General features: G+C 53.6%; 12 protein-coding genes and 2 pseudogenes. 4 read left to right on the forward strand and 10 right to left on the reverse strand.

The genetic code is table 11. From position 1 onward, the window contains the following. Nucleotides 1–60 precede the first annotated feature (60 nt). A complete protein-coding gene (locus QMO62_RS07810) occupies nt 61–1,302 on the forward strand; it encodes a serpin family protein (protein ID WP_284640043.1) in 1,242 nt (413 codons plus the stop codon). Nucleotides 1,303–1,361: 59 nt separating this feature from the next. Here the strand turns inward: QMO62_RS07810 and QMO62_RS07815 are convergent, their stop codons facing one another. Beyond that, a complete protein-coding gene (locus QMO62_RS07815) occupies nt 1,362–2,879 on the reverse strand; it encodes a carboxypeptidase M32 (protein ID WP_284640045.1) in 1,518 nt (505 codons plus the stop codon). Nucleotides 2,880–2,983: 104 nt separating this feature from the next. Between QMO62_RS07815 and QMO62_RS07820 the strand changes: the two genes are divergently transcribed. Then, nucleotides 2,984–3,325 (forward strand): iron-sulfur cluster biosynthesis family protein, encoded by a 342-nt coding sequence (locus tag QMO62_RS07820; RefSeq protein ID WP_284640047.1) that lies wholly within the window; start codon nt 2,984–2,986, stop codon nt 3,323–3,325. Between the two features lie 69 nt (nt 3,326–3,394). Continuing rightward, complete coding sequence (locus tag QMO62_RS07825) at nt 3,395–3,958, forward strand: beta-class carbonic anhydrase (protein WP_284640049.1); 564 nt, start codon at nt 3,395–3,397, stop codon at nt 3,956–3,958. Nucleotides 3,959–4,028: 70 nt separating this feature from the next. Here QMO62_RS07825 and QMO62_RS33630 read toward each other — a convergent pair. Both QMO62_RS33630 and QMO62_RS07830 read right to left on the reverse strand, forming a co-directional pair. Next, nucleotides 4,029–4,223, reverse strand: a pseudogene (locus QMO62_RS33630) (hypothetical protein); the annotation flags it as partial. A 151-nt stretch (nt 4,224–4,374) separates the two neighbouring features. Continuing rightward, nucleotides 4,375–6,327 (reverse strand): glycoside hydrolase family 127 protein, encoded by a 1,953-nt coding sequence (locus QMO62_RS07830; RefSeq protein ID WP_284640051.1) that lies wholly within the window; start codon nt 6,325–6,327, stop codon nt 4,375–4,377. A 133-nt stretch (nt 6,328–6,460) separates the two neighbouring features. Between QMO62_RS07830 and QMO62_RS07835 the strand changes: the two genes are divergently transcribed. Beyond that, nucleotides 6,461–7,324, forward strand: coding sequence for a helix-turn-helix transcriptional regulator (locus tag QMO62_RS07835; protein WP_284640053.1), 864 nt, complete (start codon nt 6,461–6,463; stop codon nt 7,322–7,324). 47 nt (nt 7,325–7,371) lie between these two features. Here QMO62_RS07835 and QMO62_RS07840 read toward each other — a convergent pair whose 3' ends face one another. The 7 genes and pseudogenes from QMO62_RS07840 to QMO62_RS07870 form a co-directional block, all read right to left on the reverse strand. Further along, nucleotides 7,372–10,521: an alpha-mannosidase gene (locus QMO62_RS07840; protein ID WP_284640055.1), complete on the reverse strand. Its 3,150-nt coding sequence runs from the start codon at nt 10,519–10,521 to the stop codon at nt 7,372–7,374. A 206-nt stretch (nt 10,522–10,727) separates the two neighbouring features. After that, nucleotides 10,728–10,852 (reverse strand): annotated as a pseudogene (locus QMO62_RS33545) (alpha-N-arabinofuranosidase); the annotation flags it as partial. Nucleotides 10,853–10,958: 106 nt separating this feature from the next. Next, a complete protein-coding gene (locus tag QMO62_RS07850; protein WP_284640057.1) occupies nt 10,959–12,464 on the reverse strand; it encodes an extracellular solute-binding protein in 1,506 nt (501 codons plus the stop codon). Nucleotides 12,465–12,492: 28 nt separating this feature from the next. Continuing rightward, nucleotides 12,493–13,371, reverse strand: coding sequence for a carbohydrate ABC transporter permease (locus QMO62_RS07855; protein WP_284640059.1), 879 nt, complete (start codon nt 13,369–13,371; stop codon nt 12,493–12,495). 18 nt (nt 13,372–13,389) lie between these two features. Then, nucleotides 13,390–14,340, reverse strand: coding sequence for an ABC transporter permease (locus tag QMO62_RS07860; RefSeq protein ID WP_284640061.1), 951 nt, complete (start codon nt 14,338–14,340; stop codon nt 13,390–13,392). Nucleotides 14,341–14,503: 163 nt separating this feature from the next. Next, complete coding sequence (locus QMO62_RS07865) at nt 14,504–16,075, reverse strand: glycoside hydrolase family 43 protein (RefSeq protein ID WP_284640063.1); 1,572 nt, start codon at nt 16,073–16,075, stop codon at nt 14,504–14,506. 237 nt (nt 16,076–16,312) lie between these two features. After that, entirely contained in the window at nt 16,313–18,568 is a 2,256-nt protein-coding gene (locus QMO62_RS07870; protein ID WP_284640065.1) for a helix-turn-helix domain-containing protein, read from the reverse strand. Nucleotides 18,569–18,695: the final 127 nt, after the last annotated feature.

The raw sequence follows: 18,695 nt of genomic DNA on the forward strand, positions 1-18,695 counted from the left end.
GGCAACATAAGAGACTAAGGTTTCGTTAGGAAGGTAAATAAAGTTCGAGGGGGAATCTTCATGCGGATAAGAAATACAGGCGCCGTCCTCGCCTTCGTGCTGCTGGCCGCTTGCACCAGCCCGTTCTCCAAACCGGCCGTATCCTATAAGGAAAGGCAGCTGCTCGCTTCCGCGCTCGAGCCGCCTATTGTGCAAGCTTCCAACAGCTTCGGGCTGCGCCTTCATAAGCAGCTGTCCGAATCGAAGCCGGAGACCAATGTGATCCTCTCCCCCGTCAGTCTTTCTACAGCGATGGCGATGACTTATAACGGCAGCGAGGGCGAGACTAAGGCTGCGATGGCCACCTTCCTCGGCTGGCAGGATCTTCCGCTGGAACAGTTGAACGGAGGATACAAGAAGCTGGAGGCGCTTCTCCGGGAGCCCGGCTCAAGGGTGAAGCTGAACACGGCGAACTCGCTGTGGCTGAACAATAAGTGGAAGTTTCACGACAGCTTTCTCGACACGGTTCGAAGCAGCTACGAGGCGGAAGTGCGGAGCCTTGATTTACAGGGGAAGAACGCTGTCGGAACGATCAATGGCTGGGTGAACAAGAAAACCAACCATCGCATCCCTTCTCTTCTGACGAATCCGCTTCCGCCGGAAGCGGTTATGGTGCTGGTGAATGCGATCTCCTTCCAGGGAGGCTGGAAGCATGAATTCGATCCTTCGCTGACGAGAGAAGGTGTGTTCAAGCTGGCGGGGGGAGGCGAGAAGAAGGTACCCCTGATGTCGCTCGGACAGCAGCTGGAATACTTGGAAACCGATGAAGCGGAGGCGGTACGCCTGCCTTATGGGGACGGTCAAATGGCGATGCTGCTCATCGTTCCTAAAGAGGGGGTAAGATTAGACGCGGTTCAAGCGAAGCTGCGGCAGGACCCGACGCCATGGCAGCAGCGTTATCCCGCGATTCCCGGAGATTTGCGTCTGCCGAAGTTTAAGGCGGAGTACGGGGCCGAGCTTCGAGAGGAGCTGGAAGCCATGGGCATGAAGCTGCCTTTTGACCGGACAAAGGCCGATTTCTCCGCCATGGCTCCATCGCCTCCGAATTTGTTCATCGGACAGATTGTGCATAAGACCTTCCTGGAGGTAAACGAGAAAGGAACCGAGGCCGCCGCGGCAACCGCCGTGCTCATGGAGGCGGGAAGCGCCCCTCCGAAGCAGCGGTTCTCGCTGACTGTCGACCGCCCGTTCTTCTTCGCGATCGAGGATCGGCAGACCGGAGCCTGGCTGTTCATGGGCTCGATCTACGAGCCGATGCCATGATCCAAAAGCCCCTTCCAGCCGGAGGGAAAACCCTCGGGCCGGAAGGGGCGATTTCTTTTTTATAGCTTATAAATGTCCGCATATTTCTTCTTCAGATACTCTACCAGGTAATCCGGGTTCAGCTCTTCTCCCGTCACCCGTTTCACGATCTCGTTCGGCGTCTGCGCCTTACCGTATCGATAAATTTGCTCGGTCAGCCACTCCTTGATCGGAATGAGATTGCCCTCTTCGACCAAAGCGTCGATATTCAGTGACTTCTCCATGGTCCGCGTGAATTGCGCCGCATACATATTGCCTAGCGCATACGATGGGAAATACCCGAACGCACCGCCGGACCAATGCACATCCTGCAATACGCCTTCGCCGTTATTCGACGGCACGACGCCCAAGTATTCCTGGTACTTGGCATTCCATACCTCCGGCAGATCGGCCACCTTCACCTCGCCGCTGAACAGCGCCTTCTCGATCTCATAACGAACCATGATGTGCAGGTTATAGGTAAGCTCGTCAGCCTCAATCCGAATTAAGGACGGCTTCACCTCGTTCGTCGCCCGGTAGAAATCCTCCACGGCCACCTGATCGAATTGGCCCGGGTAGTTCTTCTGAAGATCGCCGTAATAACGTCTCCAGAATGGACGGCTGCGGCCGATCACATTTTCCCAGAAGCGGGATTGGGACTCGTGGATTCCCATAGAGGTGCCTGTGCAGAGCGGTGTTCCAAGCAGCTCCTTGGAGATATTCTGTTCATACAGCGCATGGCCGCCTTCATGGATCGTACCGAACAACGCACTGTTCACATCATCCGTCAGATAGCGGGTTGTGATGCGAACATCTCCCGGGTTCAGGCCGGTCGCGAACGGATGCACCGTCTCGTCCAACCGTCCCGCTTCGAAATCATAGCCCATTTGCTCCAATATGTATAAGCTGAATTTCTTTTGCTTTTCCTTCTCGAATGTTTGTCTCAGGAAGTCCGTTTTCGGAGCATGAGGCGATGCCTGAATGGCCGCAAGCAGCGGAACCACCTGTTCTCTCAGTGCGCCGAATACTTGATCCAGCTTTTGCACGGTCATCCCCGGCTCATACATATCGAGAAGCGTATTGTATTTATGCCCTTCATAGCCCCACAGCTCAATGAATTCCAGATTGGTCTGTACGATCCGCTCCAGATAAGGCTGAAACATCGCATAATCCGCTGCATGCTTCGCCTCTTCCCACACGGATTCCGCCTGGGAGGTCAAAACGACATACTCCTGATATTTGGCCGGAGGAATTTTTTTGCTGCGATCGTAATCCTTCTTGCACTCGCGAACGATGCGGCGATCCAGATCGCTTAAACGCTCATTGGCTTCAGGTGTGATAAAATAATCCAGATACGCTCCCATTTCATCGGATACCGACATCCGGAACAGCTCGCCGGAGAGGACGCCCACGGTTTCCGAGCGGGATTCCAGGCCTTTCTTCGGGGCGCCCGTCCGCATATCCCAATAAATGAGTCCGACGGCTTCCTCGTAGCTTTTCATTTTCTTCAAATAGTCCCGAAATGCAGCGAGCTTGGTTTCATGGGTTTCAGTGGTCAACGGTCATTCCCCTTTCCTCAATTTCCTTACCTCTTGATCATACTTTCTCTTGAAATGAGAAGCAAATCCGGCTACAGTAATAATAGACAAAGGAGTGGTTGAAGATGAGAATCAATTTCACAGAGCAAGCGGCTGCACGAATCAGCGGCTTCCTGAGTCTTACCGAGAGCGGCGTGCTGAAGCTCGCTTACGATTCGGAGGGCTGCGGCTGCGCGGTCAGCGGCGTACCTACCTTATGGCTGGTCGACGAGCCCGGACCGAATGATTTTCGCTTGGAGAATGAGGAATTCGAGCTTTGGATGGATCGCAAGCATGAGGTGTTCTTCGAGGAGCTCATGACGGTGGACCTGCAGCCGAACGGCATTGCCTTCGTGCTGAAGAGCACCGGCCAAATCTATACGGCCAGCATGAGGCTGATTGACAAGCGCAGCCATGTAACGGCATAGCTTGATCATATAAGAAATAAAAGAGAAATCAAGGATCAGGAATATTCACTAGGAGAGGGCGTGCTAGTTATGTCTTTATTAAATGAAATTATCCAGCACAACGAGCAATTTGTGGAGACGAAGCAATACGAGGAGTTTATTACAACGAAATTTCCTGACAAACGAATGGTTATCGTCACTTGTATGGATACCCGTCTCACAGAGCTGCTGCCGCGGGCAATGAACCTGCGCAACGGCGACGCGAAGATCATCAAGAACGCCGGAGCGCTCGTCACTCACCCTTTCGGCTCTATCATGCGGAGCATCATTGTCGCTGTGTACGAGCTGGGGGCGCAAGAGGTTTTCGTCGTAGGGCACTATGAATGCGGTATGACGGGAATGGAGCCTAAGCAGGTGCTTGAAAAAGCGCAAAGCCGCGGCGTATCCCCCGAAATGATCGATACGCTGAAGAGCGCCGGGGTCGATCTGAATAAGTTTCTCACCGGCTTCGATTACGTCCATGACGGCGTCGTAAGCAGTGTGCAGATGATTCGTAAGCACCCTCTGCTGCCTAAGAATCTCCCGGTCCACGGCATGATTATCCATCCGGAAACAGGCCGCTTGGACTTAATTGATAATGGGTATGAAGTGTAATCCTTGAAGTAAGGGGGTGTCCCATAAGTAGAAATTCTACTTGGGGAACACCCCGTTTGCTTTTGTGGAACTAAATTTCGCTTGAAATAGTGGAAGGATGAGCCTTTCCCCCCGAATTTGGAGCTCCTTTGGCTCCCACTGCCGCTTTCTTGAGTAAATTATGGGCAAGACTAAGCAGACCTACCTCGATGTTGACTTTAGGCCTACGGAATCCTCGATTCCCCTTTACTTGGCCAAAGACGCTTTCGACCTCGAACATTTTTCGCTACTTCAGCGTGAGTTTTGGATTGCCGTCATTTCCATAAAATCTAATCTATTGACGGCGACCAAGTGTTTGAGCTTAGGCTGAAGGTATTTTCCCACGACCAACGATAAGATGGTCATATTTTCACGGACTTATGGGACAGCCCCTTTTTTTACATGCAGCTGCGGATCCACACCGTCATTTCCCCCGGCTGCCGGTTGCCCCATAGGTAATAGGGCACCGCTTTCAGAGTTATCGGCTCCGATGCCGACAGCCTCGCAGCCGGACGGTAGGCTGCCTCATCTTCCTGCCAGGAGGATAGCTCCCCTGCGAAGCCCTTCGCTGTAATGACAACCGCCCCGCCCAGCATTTCCGGCTCGAACGAGGCCTGCAAATCCTCCCTCAGATCAATGCATATATTCGAAAGCAGAGCTCCATTGTCCGCTTCCTCCAGACAATACACGAGCGGACCCCGTTCGATGGCCGCCTTGCCTGCATTGGCCCGGATCTCCGGACGGGACTCGATGAACTGCGGCACCAGGGCCGGCATCCATTCCACGATATCCCCGGCTGCCCATCTCCTGGTCACAACGGCGTAGCCCGCCTCCGTGTCGTAGGATATGGCGGCTCCATTAACTAGCAGCTCCGCTTGCCCATTGCACCAGGAAGGAACTCGCAGGGCGAGAGTGAAGGCATCGTCCGGCACAGCCGTCATCTCGAACCTTGCGTAGCCTTCCCAAGGAAGCCGGGAATGCTGTTCCAGCTCCACTTGGCCCGCCGCCAGCTGAAGCTTCGCGGAGCTTCCGATGAATAGATGTGTATACACCTTGTTCTCGTCCTTGGACGCCGTGTAAATATAGTCGTTCAAGGAGGTCAGCAGCCGGGCTACATTCGGCGGACAGCAGGAGCAGCCGAACCACTTCTGTCTTACCGGCTTGACGTGCCTCTTCCCCGGATTATGCAGAGAAGCCTGCGGCCAAACCTCCAGGGGATTCACATAGAAGTAATGCTTGCCGTCCTGCGACATGCTTCCCAGGACATTATTGTACAGGGCCCGCTCCATCACATCGGCGTAATCGCTCTTGGCTTCCAGCTCCAGCATACGTCTGGCGAAGAAAATCAAGCCGATGGAAGCGCACGTCTCGGCATAAACCGTATCGTTCGGAAGATCATAGTCGAAAGAGAAGGCTTCTCCGTGATGGGTTGACCCGATGCCGCCTGTGATATACATCTGCTTCCGGGTCATATTGTTCCATAGGCGACGACAAGCCTCTGCCAGCTCCTTGTCACCTGTTAATCCGGCGAGATCCGCCATCGCTGTATACATATACACAGCCCGCACGGCATGCCCTACGGCCACCTCCTGCTCGCGAACGGGCAGATGCGCCTGATTATAGGCCAGGCTCTGGGCAGACGGTATCGGCACCGCCTTCTTGGCCCAATGGCTGTACCCGCCTCGCCGCTTGCACTCCTCGATGAAAAAATGCGGCTCCCGCCCGCGCTCATCAATAAAAAACTGCGCCAGCTCCAAGTATCTCCGCTCCCTTGTCACCCGGTACAGCTTGACCAGCGCCAATTCGATCTCCTGATGTCCGTCATACCCCCGGATTTGACCCGGCTCCTTGCCAAATACGGTATCGATATGGTCCGCAAGCTTGCATACGACCTCAAGCAGCCGTCGTTTCCCCGTAGCCTCGTAATAAGCGACCGCTGCCTCTATCATATGGCCGGCACAGTACAGCTCGTGCGCTTCGTGCAGATTCGTCCACGCATTGTCTTTTTCCTTTATTGTAAAATACGTGTTCAAATAGCCGTTTTCTTGCTGGGCTTTGGCGATCAACTCAATGACGCCGTCAGCGATGTCTTCCAGCTCGGGGTCCGGATGGGCAGCCAGCGAGTAACCGACCGCCTCAAGCCATTTGGCCACGTCGCTGTCCTGAAAGACCATTCCCCCGAATTCCCCCTCCTCCAGGCCGGCGGCAATTCGAAAATTTCGAATCGCGTAGCTCGGCTCCGCATCGGGGATCCGGTCATTGAGCGCCTCCCATTGATAAGGTAGAACCGCTTTGCGAACCAGCTCGGCATAGGAATTCCAAAACGGATCCCGAATATGTACCTGCCTCATTTCCCGTCCCTCCATTTATATACTATTTGAATATTACACTTCTTCAGTTTATTCTGGAATGGAAAGCTGCACTACGAATAAATCGAACCCATTTTTTATAAAATATCACACTGCTTTCGGGAGGCTTATATTTGTGACTGAAACCGGCATCATCTCGTTGGAGCTCCCCCCGCTTCCCTATTACATAACAACCGGTCATACGACACTGCAGCCGGGGGAGCAGCATCCGAACCGCAGGAATATCGGAATTTTTGACCTGCTGTGGGTAACGCAGGGAACGCTTTTTATGGGGGAAGAGGATCTACAATGGGAGGTAGCCGCCGGCCAAACGCTGCTGCTGCTTCCCGAACCGTATCATTATGCGGTCAAGCCTTGTGATACGGAGACTCGCTTTTATTGGATTCATTTTGACTATAGCGGGAGGTGGGAGCATTCGGTCGAAAGCGGGGGAGGTCTCCCCTATCCCATACGGCACGCTTGGAAAAATCCGTATTCGCTGCGATTGAAGCAGTACGCCTCACCGTTCGAATTCCCGCTGGCGGAGCGGCACCTGCGAACCTTGCTTCTGTCAACGGACAGGCGCCGCTCCGAGTCTTTCTGGCATGAGCAGCAGCTGTTCATGGAGCTGCTTCGCTTGATTGAGGAAGGGTACCATGGAGAAGACGCCTCCCCCGCCTTACGGCTCGCAGAAAGGACGGAGGCTTACCTGCGCCAGCATTATCAAGAGGAGTTAACCTATGACACTCTAGCCGAGGCTCTACATTATCACTCGAATTATATCGTGAGATGTATGAAAGAAACGTACGGTTGTACGCCGATGGAATATTTGCACGAGTACCGGCTGGAGCAGGCCAAGCTGCTGCTTATAAAGACGAACTGGCCTGTCGCGCGAATTGCCGAGCAGTGCGGCTTCCAGTATGCACCCTACTTCTCCAGCTGCTTCAAGCAATATGCAGGCGTTTCACCTCTGCGGTTTCGCAAGCAGTATATCCCGTAACACGAATAAAAGACCGTCCCCTCCATAGAAGGCACGGTCTCCTCAAGCTACTGTAAATAAATCAAAAACGTCCGGATGTCGTACGGCTTGATGTCGAAGGTCAGCTCCTGCCCCGCTACACGCGCTCCCTCCGCTCGTTCGAGCAGATCGCACTCCTGCCAGCCGGAAACCGGCAGACCCGCTTTCATCGTCACCTGTCCCCTGCGTCCGGTGTACTCGTGCAAACGGACGACGATCGCGTCCTCATCCTCCGACTTCTTTATCGCGTCCACCAGGACATGATCAGCCGTTAGCTGCAGCAGCGAGAAGGCTCCAAGCTCGGGCTGAGCTAACGAATAGCTTAGCGGTTGATTCAAGTCCCATGCCTCACGCACCGTATTTCCTTGCACCCAGTCACCCTCGTGAGGAAGGAGCGCATAGGTGAACTCATGCAGTCCTTGATCGGCTGTAGCATCAGGGACCATGGCCGATTTGATCAAGGTGAGGCGCATGACATTGTCCTTGATATCGTAGCCGTACTTGCAATCGTTCAGCAGGCTGACTCCGTAGCCACGCTCGGATAGATCGGCCCATTGGTGGCCTACCGTTTCGAAGCGGGCATAATCCCAGCTCGTGTTCCAGTGCGTCGGCCGCTTCACGTTGCCGAACTGAATGTCGTAGGTCGCTTCCACCGCGCGAGCCTCAACGGGGAAAGCCACCTTTAGCAGCTGACGCCGCTCTTGCCAATCCACCCTGGTCACGAAGTCCATACGACGGCTGCCGCTATATACGATGAGATTCTGTTCCAGTGTGGAATCCATGTACTTCCAGCGGAACCGGATCACGGCACGCAGCGGCCCTTCCTCCAGCAGAGTCGCGCCCTCGAACAGCGTCACTTCCCGCATTTTCTCCTGATAGTAAATATCGATGTCCCACGCTTCATGCCGGCTCTTCGGCTTATCCTCGAAAACCTGAAAGACGTTGCCGCGGGATTGCGGAGCGAGTACCGAACGGCCTGCTTGGCGGTCATAGATTCGAGTGAGCTGGCCCGCATCATTCCATTCCAGCTCGTAATACGGCGTATGGATGCCCGTTTCACTCCAAACAAAAGGGGAAGCGGCCGCGACGCTGCTATCGGCCGGCATGTAGCGCAGAAACGAATACCCGAGCGACGGAAGGCCTTTGGCCTCGATAAGCCAATCTCCTCCTGCCGTCCGCTGTGCTAGCAGCGGTTCGCCTTCCGGGCTTGTCCACTTCCCGGATGCCTCCGCCGCATCTCCGCTCACTTGGACCAAGCCGCTCCGTTCCCAGCCGGCGCTGTTCAGCACGGTTACGCCAAGTTCTGTGGAGCTTCCCCGGGAGGCTGCCAATCCTTCGGCCGCCTGTTTCCATGCGTTGTCGGTCAGGCGTTTCGCTTCCGCATACTCTTCGCGGCTGTCCTCATACACCTCGCGGATCGACGAGCCCGGGATAATATCGTGAAATTGATTGCGAAGCACAAGGATCCAAGCGTCGTATAGGGCCTGCCCCGGGTACTGCGTCCAGCTGCCTGATTGAACGGCGGATAAGACATTCATCCATTCCGCTTCACGAAGCGCCAGCTCCAGCTTGCGATTCGACCGCTTCGTCTCGGCCTGGCTCGTATACGTCCCCCGGTGCAGCTCCAAATAGAGCTCCCCGTCCCAGGTATGCACATACTCCTTCGTCTGCTCCACACGTTCCTTCAGCTCATCGAAATACGAGTCCGCTCGCCCGGTCGTCACCTGCGGCAAGCCCGGCATGTCCGCCAATCGTCGGCGCATTTCGAGCATATCCCGGTTCACCCCGCCCCCACCGTCGCCATAGCCATACGACAGCAACAGCTTCTGATTGAGAGCCTTATCCCGATAAGCGTTCCAGATCCCCTGAATCGAGAACGGCGTTATGCCGCCGTTATACGTGTAATAAAAGGCTCCCTCCCGGCCTCCCGGGTCCGGTGTCGTAATAAAATGAGTCAATATGTCCGTTCCGTCGATTCCCCGCCAGATGAACGTATCATGCGGCATCCGGTTGTATTGATTCCAGCTGATTTTGGTTGTCATGAACGCTTCAATTCCGGCTTTCCGCAAAATTTGCGGCAGCGCCCAGCTGTAACCGAATACGTCCGGCAGCCACAAATATTTGCATTCCACGCCGAACTCCTCACGGAAGAAGCGGGTACCGTAAAGCAGCTGCCGCACCAGCGATTCGCCTGACGTCAGATTGCAGTCCGCTTCGAGCCACATGGCGCCGCCCGCCTCCCACCGTCCTTCCTGCACCCTCTCCTTGATCTGAGTATAAAGCTCGGGGTAATCGGACTTCACATATGCATATAGCTGCGGCATCGTCTGGAGAAACACATACTCCGGGTATCGCTCCATTAGGCGAAGCACAGTAGAGAAGGAGCGTGCGGCCTTCTCTCTTGTATGCGTCAACCTCCATAGCCATGCCACATCAATATGCGTATGGCCGATGCACTGCACCTCAACGGGGTGCCTCTTCGGCAGAGCAGCCAATGCCGTGCGCAGCTGTTCTCGTGCGGTCGATACCGATTCATAGAAGCCAGCCGAACTGGGGCGGGACCAATCGATCAGCCGGAAAGCCTGATCAAGGACCGACAGCAGTTCATGGCGCTCCGCCTGGCTATCGCCAAGCTGCTTTGCCGTATCGAGTGCGGCACGGCCCGTATAGTAGAGGTCATCGGCCGCTTCGTCCAGCCAAACCAGCTCCGCACGCTTCAGCTGATGCTCCATGACGGCTGCGGGTTGATACCCGCCCATCCCCGACCAAAGCCGAAGCCGGAAGCGAGCCTGCCTTCCGATGAGCTCTTCCGGGAGGAACACCTCGCCGTGATTCGTATCCACCCCTTGATAAAGCTGTCCGTTCAGAAACAATAACGACTCAAAGCCGCTGTTGCCCCCGCCTCCCGTGGTGCCCAAATCGAATCTGGCCAGTACGTTGCGTCCAGTCCAGCCGGAAGGAACGAATGCGTCCGCGGCCAGCCAGCGGTATATATCGCGGCCCTTCCAGCGGTCTCCGAGCTTAACCGCCGACCAGTCTCCCTCCTCGGTCGGATAGCTGCCGTTGGCCCCCTCATCGTCCCTTTTCATTCGCAAATTCTCTAGCGGAACTGCATCCCGGTATCGGTAGGGCTGCAATTCTACGATTCTTGCTTCGAGCTTCTCAATCGTCCAAAACATGCCTACACTCTCCTTTTAGATTCATCGGGAAGCGGGATGCCGAAACACGCCTTCCCCTCCGGCCTCCAACCGAGCTTATGGTAGTTTGCATCCGTCGCGCTCGCCGAGTAACTGATGAAAACGCTGCCGTTTCGAATCAAATGGGCAGGATGCTCGTTCACCGGATAGCCGATCTTCTCCAAACGATGAGCGAAGGACGCCTCCATCCGGCCGCTCCGCAGCTCGATCAGGTCAACCGTAGTTACCGTTGCTGTAAAATAGTACCATCCATCAGTATGCTTGTAAACCACGGATCCGCACGCTGATTCGGGTAGCGGCCCACTCGCTCCATCATCCGTAATCATACCAAAGATGTATCCCTAACATAACGGAATCGGTGTCGTAATCCCTCTATGAAAAACAGCGGCCCACCGAAGTGCTTCAGTGGACCGAGCTCATTATTTTCCGTTCGATTTGTTATAATCCGCCGAAAACTCCTCCATGATTTTGTCGCCGCCGCCTTTGCGCCACTTGTCAACGGCGTCGTTCCAGCCCTTCTCGTCCAGCTCCCCCAATATATATTTGGTTTGGGCGTCCGTAATAGCCTTCTTCAGATCGGCTCCCTTCTGCGTATTCGTATCCGACACCAACGAGGCGCTGAGATCTACGACAGCGATCTGCCTATTGTCTGCGAACAGCTTCTGCACTTTTTCTTCAATCGGCTTAGTTACCCCCTTGATGCTGGAGGTGCCCCCATCCCATCTCAGATTCCACGCATCCGCCGCCATCAGGGCGCCATCCTTCTTCTTTGCCGCCCCGTTGTCGAGTGTGTAATCGACGCCTTCTACCCCCCATGCGAATACATCCTGCATCGGTTGCTCAGCCAGCTTATCCAAGAAGCCGAGAATCTCTTTGACCTTTGCTTCCGAGGTGACGCTTTGCTTAGGAAGCGCAATTAAGGAATCATACCCATTCGTAGCCCGAACCTTCTGCCCTTTCGGCCCTTCGAAATTTTGCGCGACATCGACAGAGGCCTTCGGATCCAGCTTCGGAAGATCATTGTGGCGTGTAATGCTGTCATCCAGCACCGAGAAGTACATTCCCGCTTTCCCCTGGTTGAAGTAATCATATTTCTTGGCAATCGGAAAGTCCGGGCTGATCAGCTTCTCGCTGACCATTTTTTTATACAGGTCGAGGGCGGACTTGAATTCGGGAAATAGGAAATCGGGGGTTACCTTGCCATCCTTCAGCCCCCACCCGTTCGGTCCGCCGTTGTAGACGGTCAGCTGCTTCAAGAGCTCCATCGTGGCATCCTCTTGGATCCCGAACGTATCGTTCTTGCCGTTCTTATCCGGGTCGTTTAATGTAAAGGCCTTGGCTATATTGTAAATATCATCCACTGTTTTAGGTTGCTGTAGGCCGAGGTTGTCGAGCCAGTCTTTACGGAAGATCATGCCGTAGCGTGCAAGCGTACGATCGCGCGGAATGCCGTACAGCTTGCCGCTGACCTTGGCGTTTGTCACGGCGACTTCACTCATTTTACTCAGGTTCTTCGTATCCTTCAGGAACGGTGTCAAATCCCAGAAGGCACCCGACAGCTGAGCGTTTAGCATGGCCGATTCCTTGTTTTTGCGGATCAGCATTACTTCCGGCATTTTCCCCGTAGCAAGGGTTGCACTCACTTTATCGTCATACGCTGAAGCCGGTACAAACGTGAAATTCAGCTTCGTATTCGTATATTCCTGCAGCTTCTTAATGGCGGGATTGTCCGCTTTAGGCGGCTCCGCAGCCTGCTGGATGAGCATAACGGACAGCTCCAGCGGTCCTTTCGGTGCTGCTCCGCCGGACGGCGGGGAGGCGCTCTCCTTCTGCGAGCTGCATGCTGCAAGCAGCACCGCGGACAAGCAGGTCAAACAAATGGCTGCAGAAACTACCTTCAGCGCTCTACCTTGTTTCGTTTTCATCCATATTTCCTCCTCTGGTTTTGGAAAATTATCCTTTCACAGACCCCAATAACGCGCCTTTGGCAAAATGCTTTTGTAAAAACGGATAGACCAGTAAAATCGGCAGCGACGAAGCAATGATGACCGCCATTTTGATCGTTTCCGCAGGAGGAGCCATATAGCCCTCCTCAAACGTTGTCGAATCTCCAATCCCCCCTTGTGATAATATCACGATTTGTCGCAGCCACACCTGAACCGGCCATAGCGACGAATCGTTAATATAGAGAACGGCGCTGAAGTAAGCGTTCCAATGCCCTACTGCATAGAACAGCGCCATGGAAGCAAGCACCGGTGCGGAAAGCGGTACCACGATGCGGAACAGAATGCCGATATCGCTGCAGCCGTCGATTCGGGCGGCCTCCTCCAATCCGTCGGGAAGCTGCTGAAAGAAATTGCGCATAATGATCAGGTTGAACGCGCTGATTAATCCCGGAACAATCAAGGCTGTGAAGTTGTCGAGCAATCCGGTCCACTTGACCACAAGAAAGGTAGGGATCATTCCTCCGCTGAACAGCATTGAGAACACGATCAGCCGCATGAACAGCTTGTTGCCCATGAGATCCTTCTGCGCAAGCGGATATGCCATCAATGCCGTAAAGGTTAAATTGGCCAACGTGCCGAGGACGGTAACGAGAATCGAAATCATCAGACTGTGGACAATAATGTCCGTCGAAAAAATGTACTTGTAGCCGGCAAGTGAAAATTTTGTCGGGAATAAAATGAAGCCTCGCTTCAACAGCTCCTCCGGCGCAGTTAAGGAAGCGGCCAGTATATAGATGAAGGGCAGTACGCATACCGCCGCGAGCAGCGCGAGCAGCAAGTAGTTCACTCCGTCGAACAGACGGCTCAAGAAGCGTTTATCCACCATGACGGTTCTTCCTTTCTTTTAGTAGATGCCATCCTCGCCGAATTTCTTGGACAAATAGTTTGCCGAGACGACGAGCAGCAGTCCGACGACCGACTTGAACACCCCAACGGCCGTACTGTAGCTAAATTTTCCCTGTGTAATTCCCGTAGTATAAACATAGGTGTCGAATACTTCTCCTACCTCACGGTTCATCGCGTTAATCATCAAGAAAATTTGTTCAAAGCCGGTATCGAGAAAATGGCCGAGCCGTAGAATCAGCAAAATGATGATGGTGCTTCGTATCGCAGGCAATGTGATGTGCCACAGCTGCCGCCAGCGTCCGGCTCCGTCCATACGCGCCGCTTCGTAAAGCCCGGGATCGACGCCGGCAAGCGCTGCAAGGAAAATGATCGTTCCCCATCCCGTTTCCTTCCACATGACCTGGGAGGTAATCATCGTCCGAAACCAGTCCTTACTAAGAAGGAAGTTGATCGGCTCGCCTCCCCAGCTTGCGAGTGCATTGTTCACAATTCCTCCCTGAGCGGAGAAAAACAAAAAGCTGATCCCGACCACAACGACCCAAGAGACAAAATGCGGTATATAGATGAGCGACTGGATCGTCCTCTTGTAGACTTCCGTTCGCACTTCGTTCAACATTAATGCAATGACGATTGGAAGCGGGAAGAAGAAGACAATGTTATAGACGGCTAACATGAACGTGTTGCGGAACAAGGTCCAGAACATCTCATCGCCGAAGAAGGTCTGGTAATGCTTCAGTCCGACCCATTTGCTCTGAGCAAAGCCGAGAAAAGGCTGATAATCCTGAAAGGAAATCAGAATACCCCACATCGGAACGTATTTGTATAGAAGAAAATATAGTAAACCGGGTGCCAGCATCAGATAAAACCAGCGATGCTTTTGGAGTCGTCGGAAGAACACGGAGCGGGAGACTTTCAGCTCCGTTCGGTTGTCAGCTGCTGCGGTGTGCATTATGCATCACTCCTTCGTTGCGCTTGTGATAAGGTAACCATACCCCGAGTATAAGATTTCCGTCTATAATCCGGATAGCAGATGATGCCTGCCGCACCGTTTTGTAAGTCTTACCCGTCCTTGCGGCACAGGCAGATAATCATTAGAGATGCTCCGGCAATCTCTAGGGAAGCTCGTCGATTCGAAACCAATCGATATCGGCATAGCCTCTTCCCGGCTGCCGGTCCCGCTTTGCGGCGAACATGCCAACCTTGGCACCGACCCAGCGGCCGGGAACAGCCTGTTGCGGCTCTCCCGCCTTATGATACTCAAGTCCATCTTGACTATAGCTATATTGACATACCGCGTCATCTTGTATCGTTACTCGAAGATACATCTCCGTAACGCCCCCTGCCCGATCCTCTCCCCACAGCTCCCGCTCCGTCCTTGCCGCCTCTCCCGGAGCACCTTCAAGGAGCGCCAGTCGATAGCCACCCTCATGACAGGTGATCGCCAAGCAGGAATAAGTGATTCCGAATACGGTCAGACCGGTCTGCTCTTGAGCCGCTTCGGGTTGAAAGCTCAGCTTCAAGGTCACTTGAATATGTGGTGCAGGCAGCTTTTGCAGAAGCAGCTGCGGCGCCGAATAAAGCGTCGTGCTTCCTTCCGGTAAGGGGACTGCGTACAGTCTCAGCTGCCCGGGGCACTCGGTCAGAGAGTACCAGCTGGCGTCAGGGTTAGCCTGCCATTGCCACTGCTTCCCAAGAACGGCATCGGTAAAATCATCCGTAGTAGCGGGCACCCGAACCGGATAGGACCGCCCTACATCCGGCTTCGTCCAATGCAGGACGGGTTCGCCGATACCGTCCTCATCGTCATCGATTCCGATCACCGGCCAATCGTTGACCCATTGCATCGGCTGCAGGTGAATGATCCGACCGTAAGCGCCGCGATCTTGAAAGTGGAGAAACCAAGACTCTCCCGACTCCAGCTCGATCCAGCCCCCTTGATGAGGACCGTTAATCTCCGTATTCCCTTGATGCAGGACGATGCGATCTTCATAAGGTCCTTCGATGCTCTGCGAACGCAGGACGGTCTGCCAGCCCGGAACGACCCCGCCGGCAGGGGCGAATATATAATAGTAACCGCCGCGTTTATACAGCTTGGGTCCCTCGATCGTCGGGTGGCACTGCTCTCCGTCGAACACAAGCTTCCCCTCTCCTATGAGCGCTCTGCCGTCAGGAGACATTTCGATAAGCTGCAGCCTGTCCTTCGTACCACAGCGGCTATGGGCAAATGCATGGACGAGATAGGCGCGCCCGTCCTCGTCCCAGAAAGGGCACGGATCAATCCATCCCTTTACCTCGTGCACAAGATGCGGGGAGCTCCAAGGGCCTTCGGCTTTTTCAGCTGTGCACATAAAAATGCCCTCGTCCGGTGTAGCGTAGAATACCCAGAACCTGCTGTCATAATAACGGATGCTGGGCGCCCATACCCCTTCTCCATGTCGCGGCCTGTCAAGCCACGGAAGATCAAGGCGATCCAATACATGGCCCAAAATACTCCAATGGATTAAATCCTTCGAATGCAAAACCGGAATTCCGGGCACATGCGAGAAGCTGGACGAAACCATGTAAAAATCGGAACCGACGCGGATCACGTCCGGGTCGGCATAATCTGCATACAGAATCGGGTTGCGGTACGTTCCGTCCCCTTGATCAGCCTTCCATACCGGTTGAAACGATGACTGTTTCATGAACAATCCCCTTTACTCTGCTGTGTTTCGAGCCTTACGATACGGATGAATCCTTGGATTCATGCCCTGCTGGCCCTGTACCCCTACTGTAATGGGATAGCTGCTTCCTGACTATAATCAGCGCGGCAGAAGGTGCATGACGGCAGACAAATAATCTTCAGGTCATTCGAATAATCATTGGGGAAGGCTTCAGCTGGAGAGAATAAGCAAAACCCGGGCCTAAGGCCCGGGTCGCGTTCAGCTCATTCTGTATTTTTTTCGATAATCCCCAGGAGTCATATCCTCCATCTTGCGGAAATACCGGATAAAGTTTTGCGAATTTTGGTATCGCAGCCGCTCCGCTATTTCCGATATTTTCATATCGGTTTCGAGCAGCCATTTTTTCGCCTGATTCAAACGGTACTGGGATAAATAATCGCTAAAATTAATGCCCGTCTCCTTGCGGAATACCGTCTTCAAATAGTTCGGATGATAATTGAGCCGTTCCGCGCACACATTCAAGGTCAGGTCGGATTCGAACTCATGATGAATAATGTCCATCATCTGCTCGGAAATATTATGATTACGTGCCTCCCACTTACGGCTCATGACGGAAACCATCGGCTCCATGACGGTTTTCATGAACCACTGCTCCGTCTCCTGCACCGTCTTCAAATCGATCAGCTGCTGGAATAGCTCTCCATCCCCGTCCAGCATCGCCGGGAGCACTTCTCCGGTATTCTGAAGCTCCCGAATCATATCCGAGAGCAGCCGTAAGAGGATAATTTGATATTCTTGATGATGAATGTTTTCCCGTAACGTTACGGTTAAAAACTCGCTCAGCAGCTGGCGAGCCTTCTCTAGATCGGGAATCAACAAAGCATCGATCAGCTGCTTCTGGATCCATTCGGGGTAAATCGTCTGTACCCTGCTGTCCGGCAGCACGTCCTCCATATGAAGAATCGCCTCTTCCCCGAAGCGGATCCGATATTTCAGTGCTTCGAGGCTGTCCCTGTAGGCTTGGGCTGCATTCGTCAGACTGGCAAAGCCGCGGCTGATTCCAATACTGATCTTGAGCTCAAGAATGTTCTTAACTGTTGATTGAATATTTTCCGCAAGAAAGTAAACCTCATTCTTGGCTGCTTCCGGGGTCGTCGTGACATGCTTGACTAAGGTCACCTGATTCCCTCCGATGACGACAGGCTCGAGCCTCGCCCCGCTCGGAAGCAGCTCCGAAACGATATTGTTGACGGCAAACATGAGCAGATCGCGGTCGGCCTCCCGGAATCTCGTTCCCTCGAACGTGTCGATTTGAATAGTCAGGACACTGTACCAGCCGGGCTCAGGATCATACTGATACTGTGTGAGCTTCTCCTGTACCTCCTTCGCACTCAGCTCTCCGAGAAGCAGCTTCCGCACGAAAAACTCCTTCAGCTGCCCTGTCTGGCCTTGAATTTGGTCCAGGAGCTTCCGCTGTGACAGCTTCATTGACCGGATATGCTCACCGATCGCCTGCAGCTCGTCCTTGGGAGGGGGCTGCTCCTTCTCCAAGCTCCCGACCACCGCATCGAATACTTGTCTAATCGGCAGGTACATCTTCCTGGAGATCAGAAGCGAGAAGGCTACCAGAAGCAGGAACACGGTCGTCGAGATCAACAGCGTATACCAGCCAATGGCTCTCGACTCCTTCGTAATTTCCTCAATCGAAACGAGTGAGAGATAGATCCATCCATTAAAAGATGACTTCCTGTAGGTCATGCCGATAGACCGGTGATCGACATCCAAGGTCGCAAATCCGCTTTCCGGCTCCATCGTTTTCAACCGAGCAATCGTTTGATTCAATATATTCTCTGAAAAGGTGGGACTTTGCACTTCATCCGTCAGCAAACGGTAATTTTCGTCCAATATCACCGTCTCCGCTTCACTTGTCATGTCCGGGACCAGCTGTTGCAGCCGTGCCTTCGGTACCATGGCTCTAAGAATGCCTGCCGGATGCAGTACGGTGTTGAGCGGCAGCAGCTTGATCAGCTGAACGGTGTGTGTCGGTTCATCCGTCAACCAGAGGGAGGTTTCCTTCATTTGGGCGAGCTTGCGAAAAACGGCGTTCATTTCTTCCGGCATGGATTCAAGGTACGCGTGATTATCGAGCAGCCATTTCCCCTCCAAGCTGGCCAGCTGGATATTCAAAATTCCCGCATCATACGATTGAAGTTTATGAAGGCCCTCCGTTAAATCACGGATTTTCTGAAAATCTTTCGGCCCCATGGGGGTATAGATGTTCTGAGTCACTAACGGGCTGTTAATAAATTGGATCATGGAATTATCAATCGTACCGAGCAGTTGTTCAACCTTTAATTGAGTCTGGAGGAGCAGCTGCATCTGCCCTTGGATGACTTTGCTCTCGATGATCCCTCTGGCCTTGAAATACGACAGCAAACCAAGGGAAACGACCGGAACAGTGACTAGAATCATACTAAATAAAATGAGTCTTTGCAGGTATTTAGATTTCCACATGTCAGCCCCTCGATAGGTTAAGAGTTTCTTCATTATAATGAATCCTCTCCAAGCGTTCAATTCATATCGATAATCCGTAGGGCAGAAGTCATGCCGAATGTATAATCCCGGGGGAACATTCTGTGAT

The sequence above is a fragment of the Paenibacillus silviterrae genome (genome assembly GCF_030167925.1).
In the GTDB taxonomy this organism is placed as follows: domain Bacteria; phylum Bacillota; class Bacilli; order Paenibacillales; family NBRC-103111; genus Paenibacillus_G; species Paenibacillus_G silviterrae.

Bases quoted from the DNA above. Each gene is read 5' to 3' on its own strand.
- QMO62_RS07810 (WP_284640043.1), top strand. From the start codon at position 61: ATGCGGATAAGAAATACAGGCGCCGTCCTCGCCTTCGTGCTGCTGGCC.
- QMO62_RS07820 (WP_284640047.1), top strand. From the start codon at position 2,984: ATGAGAATCAATTTCACAGAGCAAGCGGCTGCACGAATCAGCGGCTTC.
- QMO62_RS07825 (WP_284640049.1), top strand. From the start codon at position 3,395: ATGTCTTTATTAAATGAAATTATCCAGCACAACGAGCAATTTGTGGAG.
- QMO62_RS07830 (WP_284640051.1), bottom strand. From the start codon at position 6,327: ATGAGGCAGGTACATATTCGGGATCCGTTTTGGAATTCCTATGCCGAG.
- QMO62_RS07840 (WP_284640055.1), bottom strand. From the start codon at position 10,521: ATGTTTTGGACGATTGAGAAGCTCGAAGCAAGAATCGTAGAATTGCAG.
- QMO62_RS07850 (WP_284640057.1), bottom strand. From the start codon at position 12,464: ATGAAAACGAAACAAGGTAGAGCGCTGAAGGTAGTTTCTGCAGCCATT.
- QMO62_RS07855 (WP_284640059.1), bottom strand. From the start codon at position 13,371: ATGGTGGATAAACGCTTCTTGAGCCGTCTGTTCGACGGAGTGAACTAC.
- QMO62_RS07860 (WP_284640061.1), bottom strand. From the start codon at position 14,340: ATGCACACCGCAGCAGCTGACAACCGAACGGAGCTGAAAGTCTCCCGC.
- QMO62_RS07865 (WP_284640063.1), bottom strand. From the start codon at position 16,075: ATGAAACAGTCATCGTTTCAACCGGTATGGAAGGCTGATCAAGGGGAC.
- QMO62_RS07870 (WP_284640065.1), bottom strand. From the start codon at position 18,568: ATGTGGAAATCTAAATACCTGCAAAGACTCATTTTATTTAGTATGATT.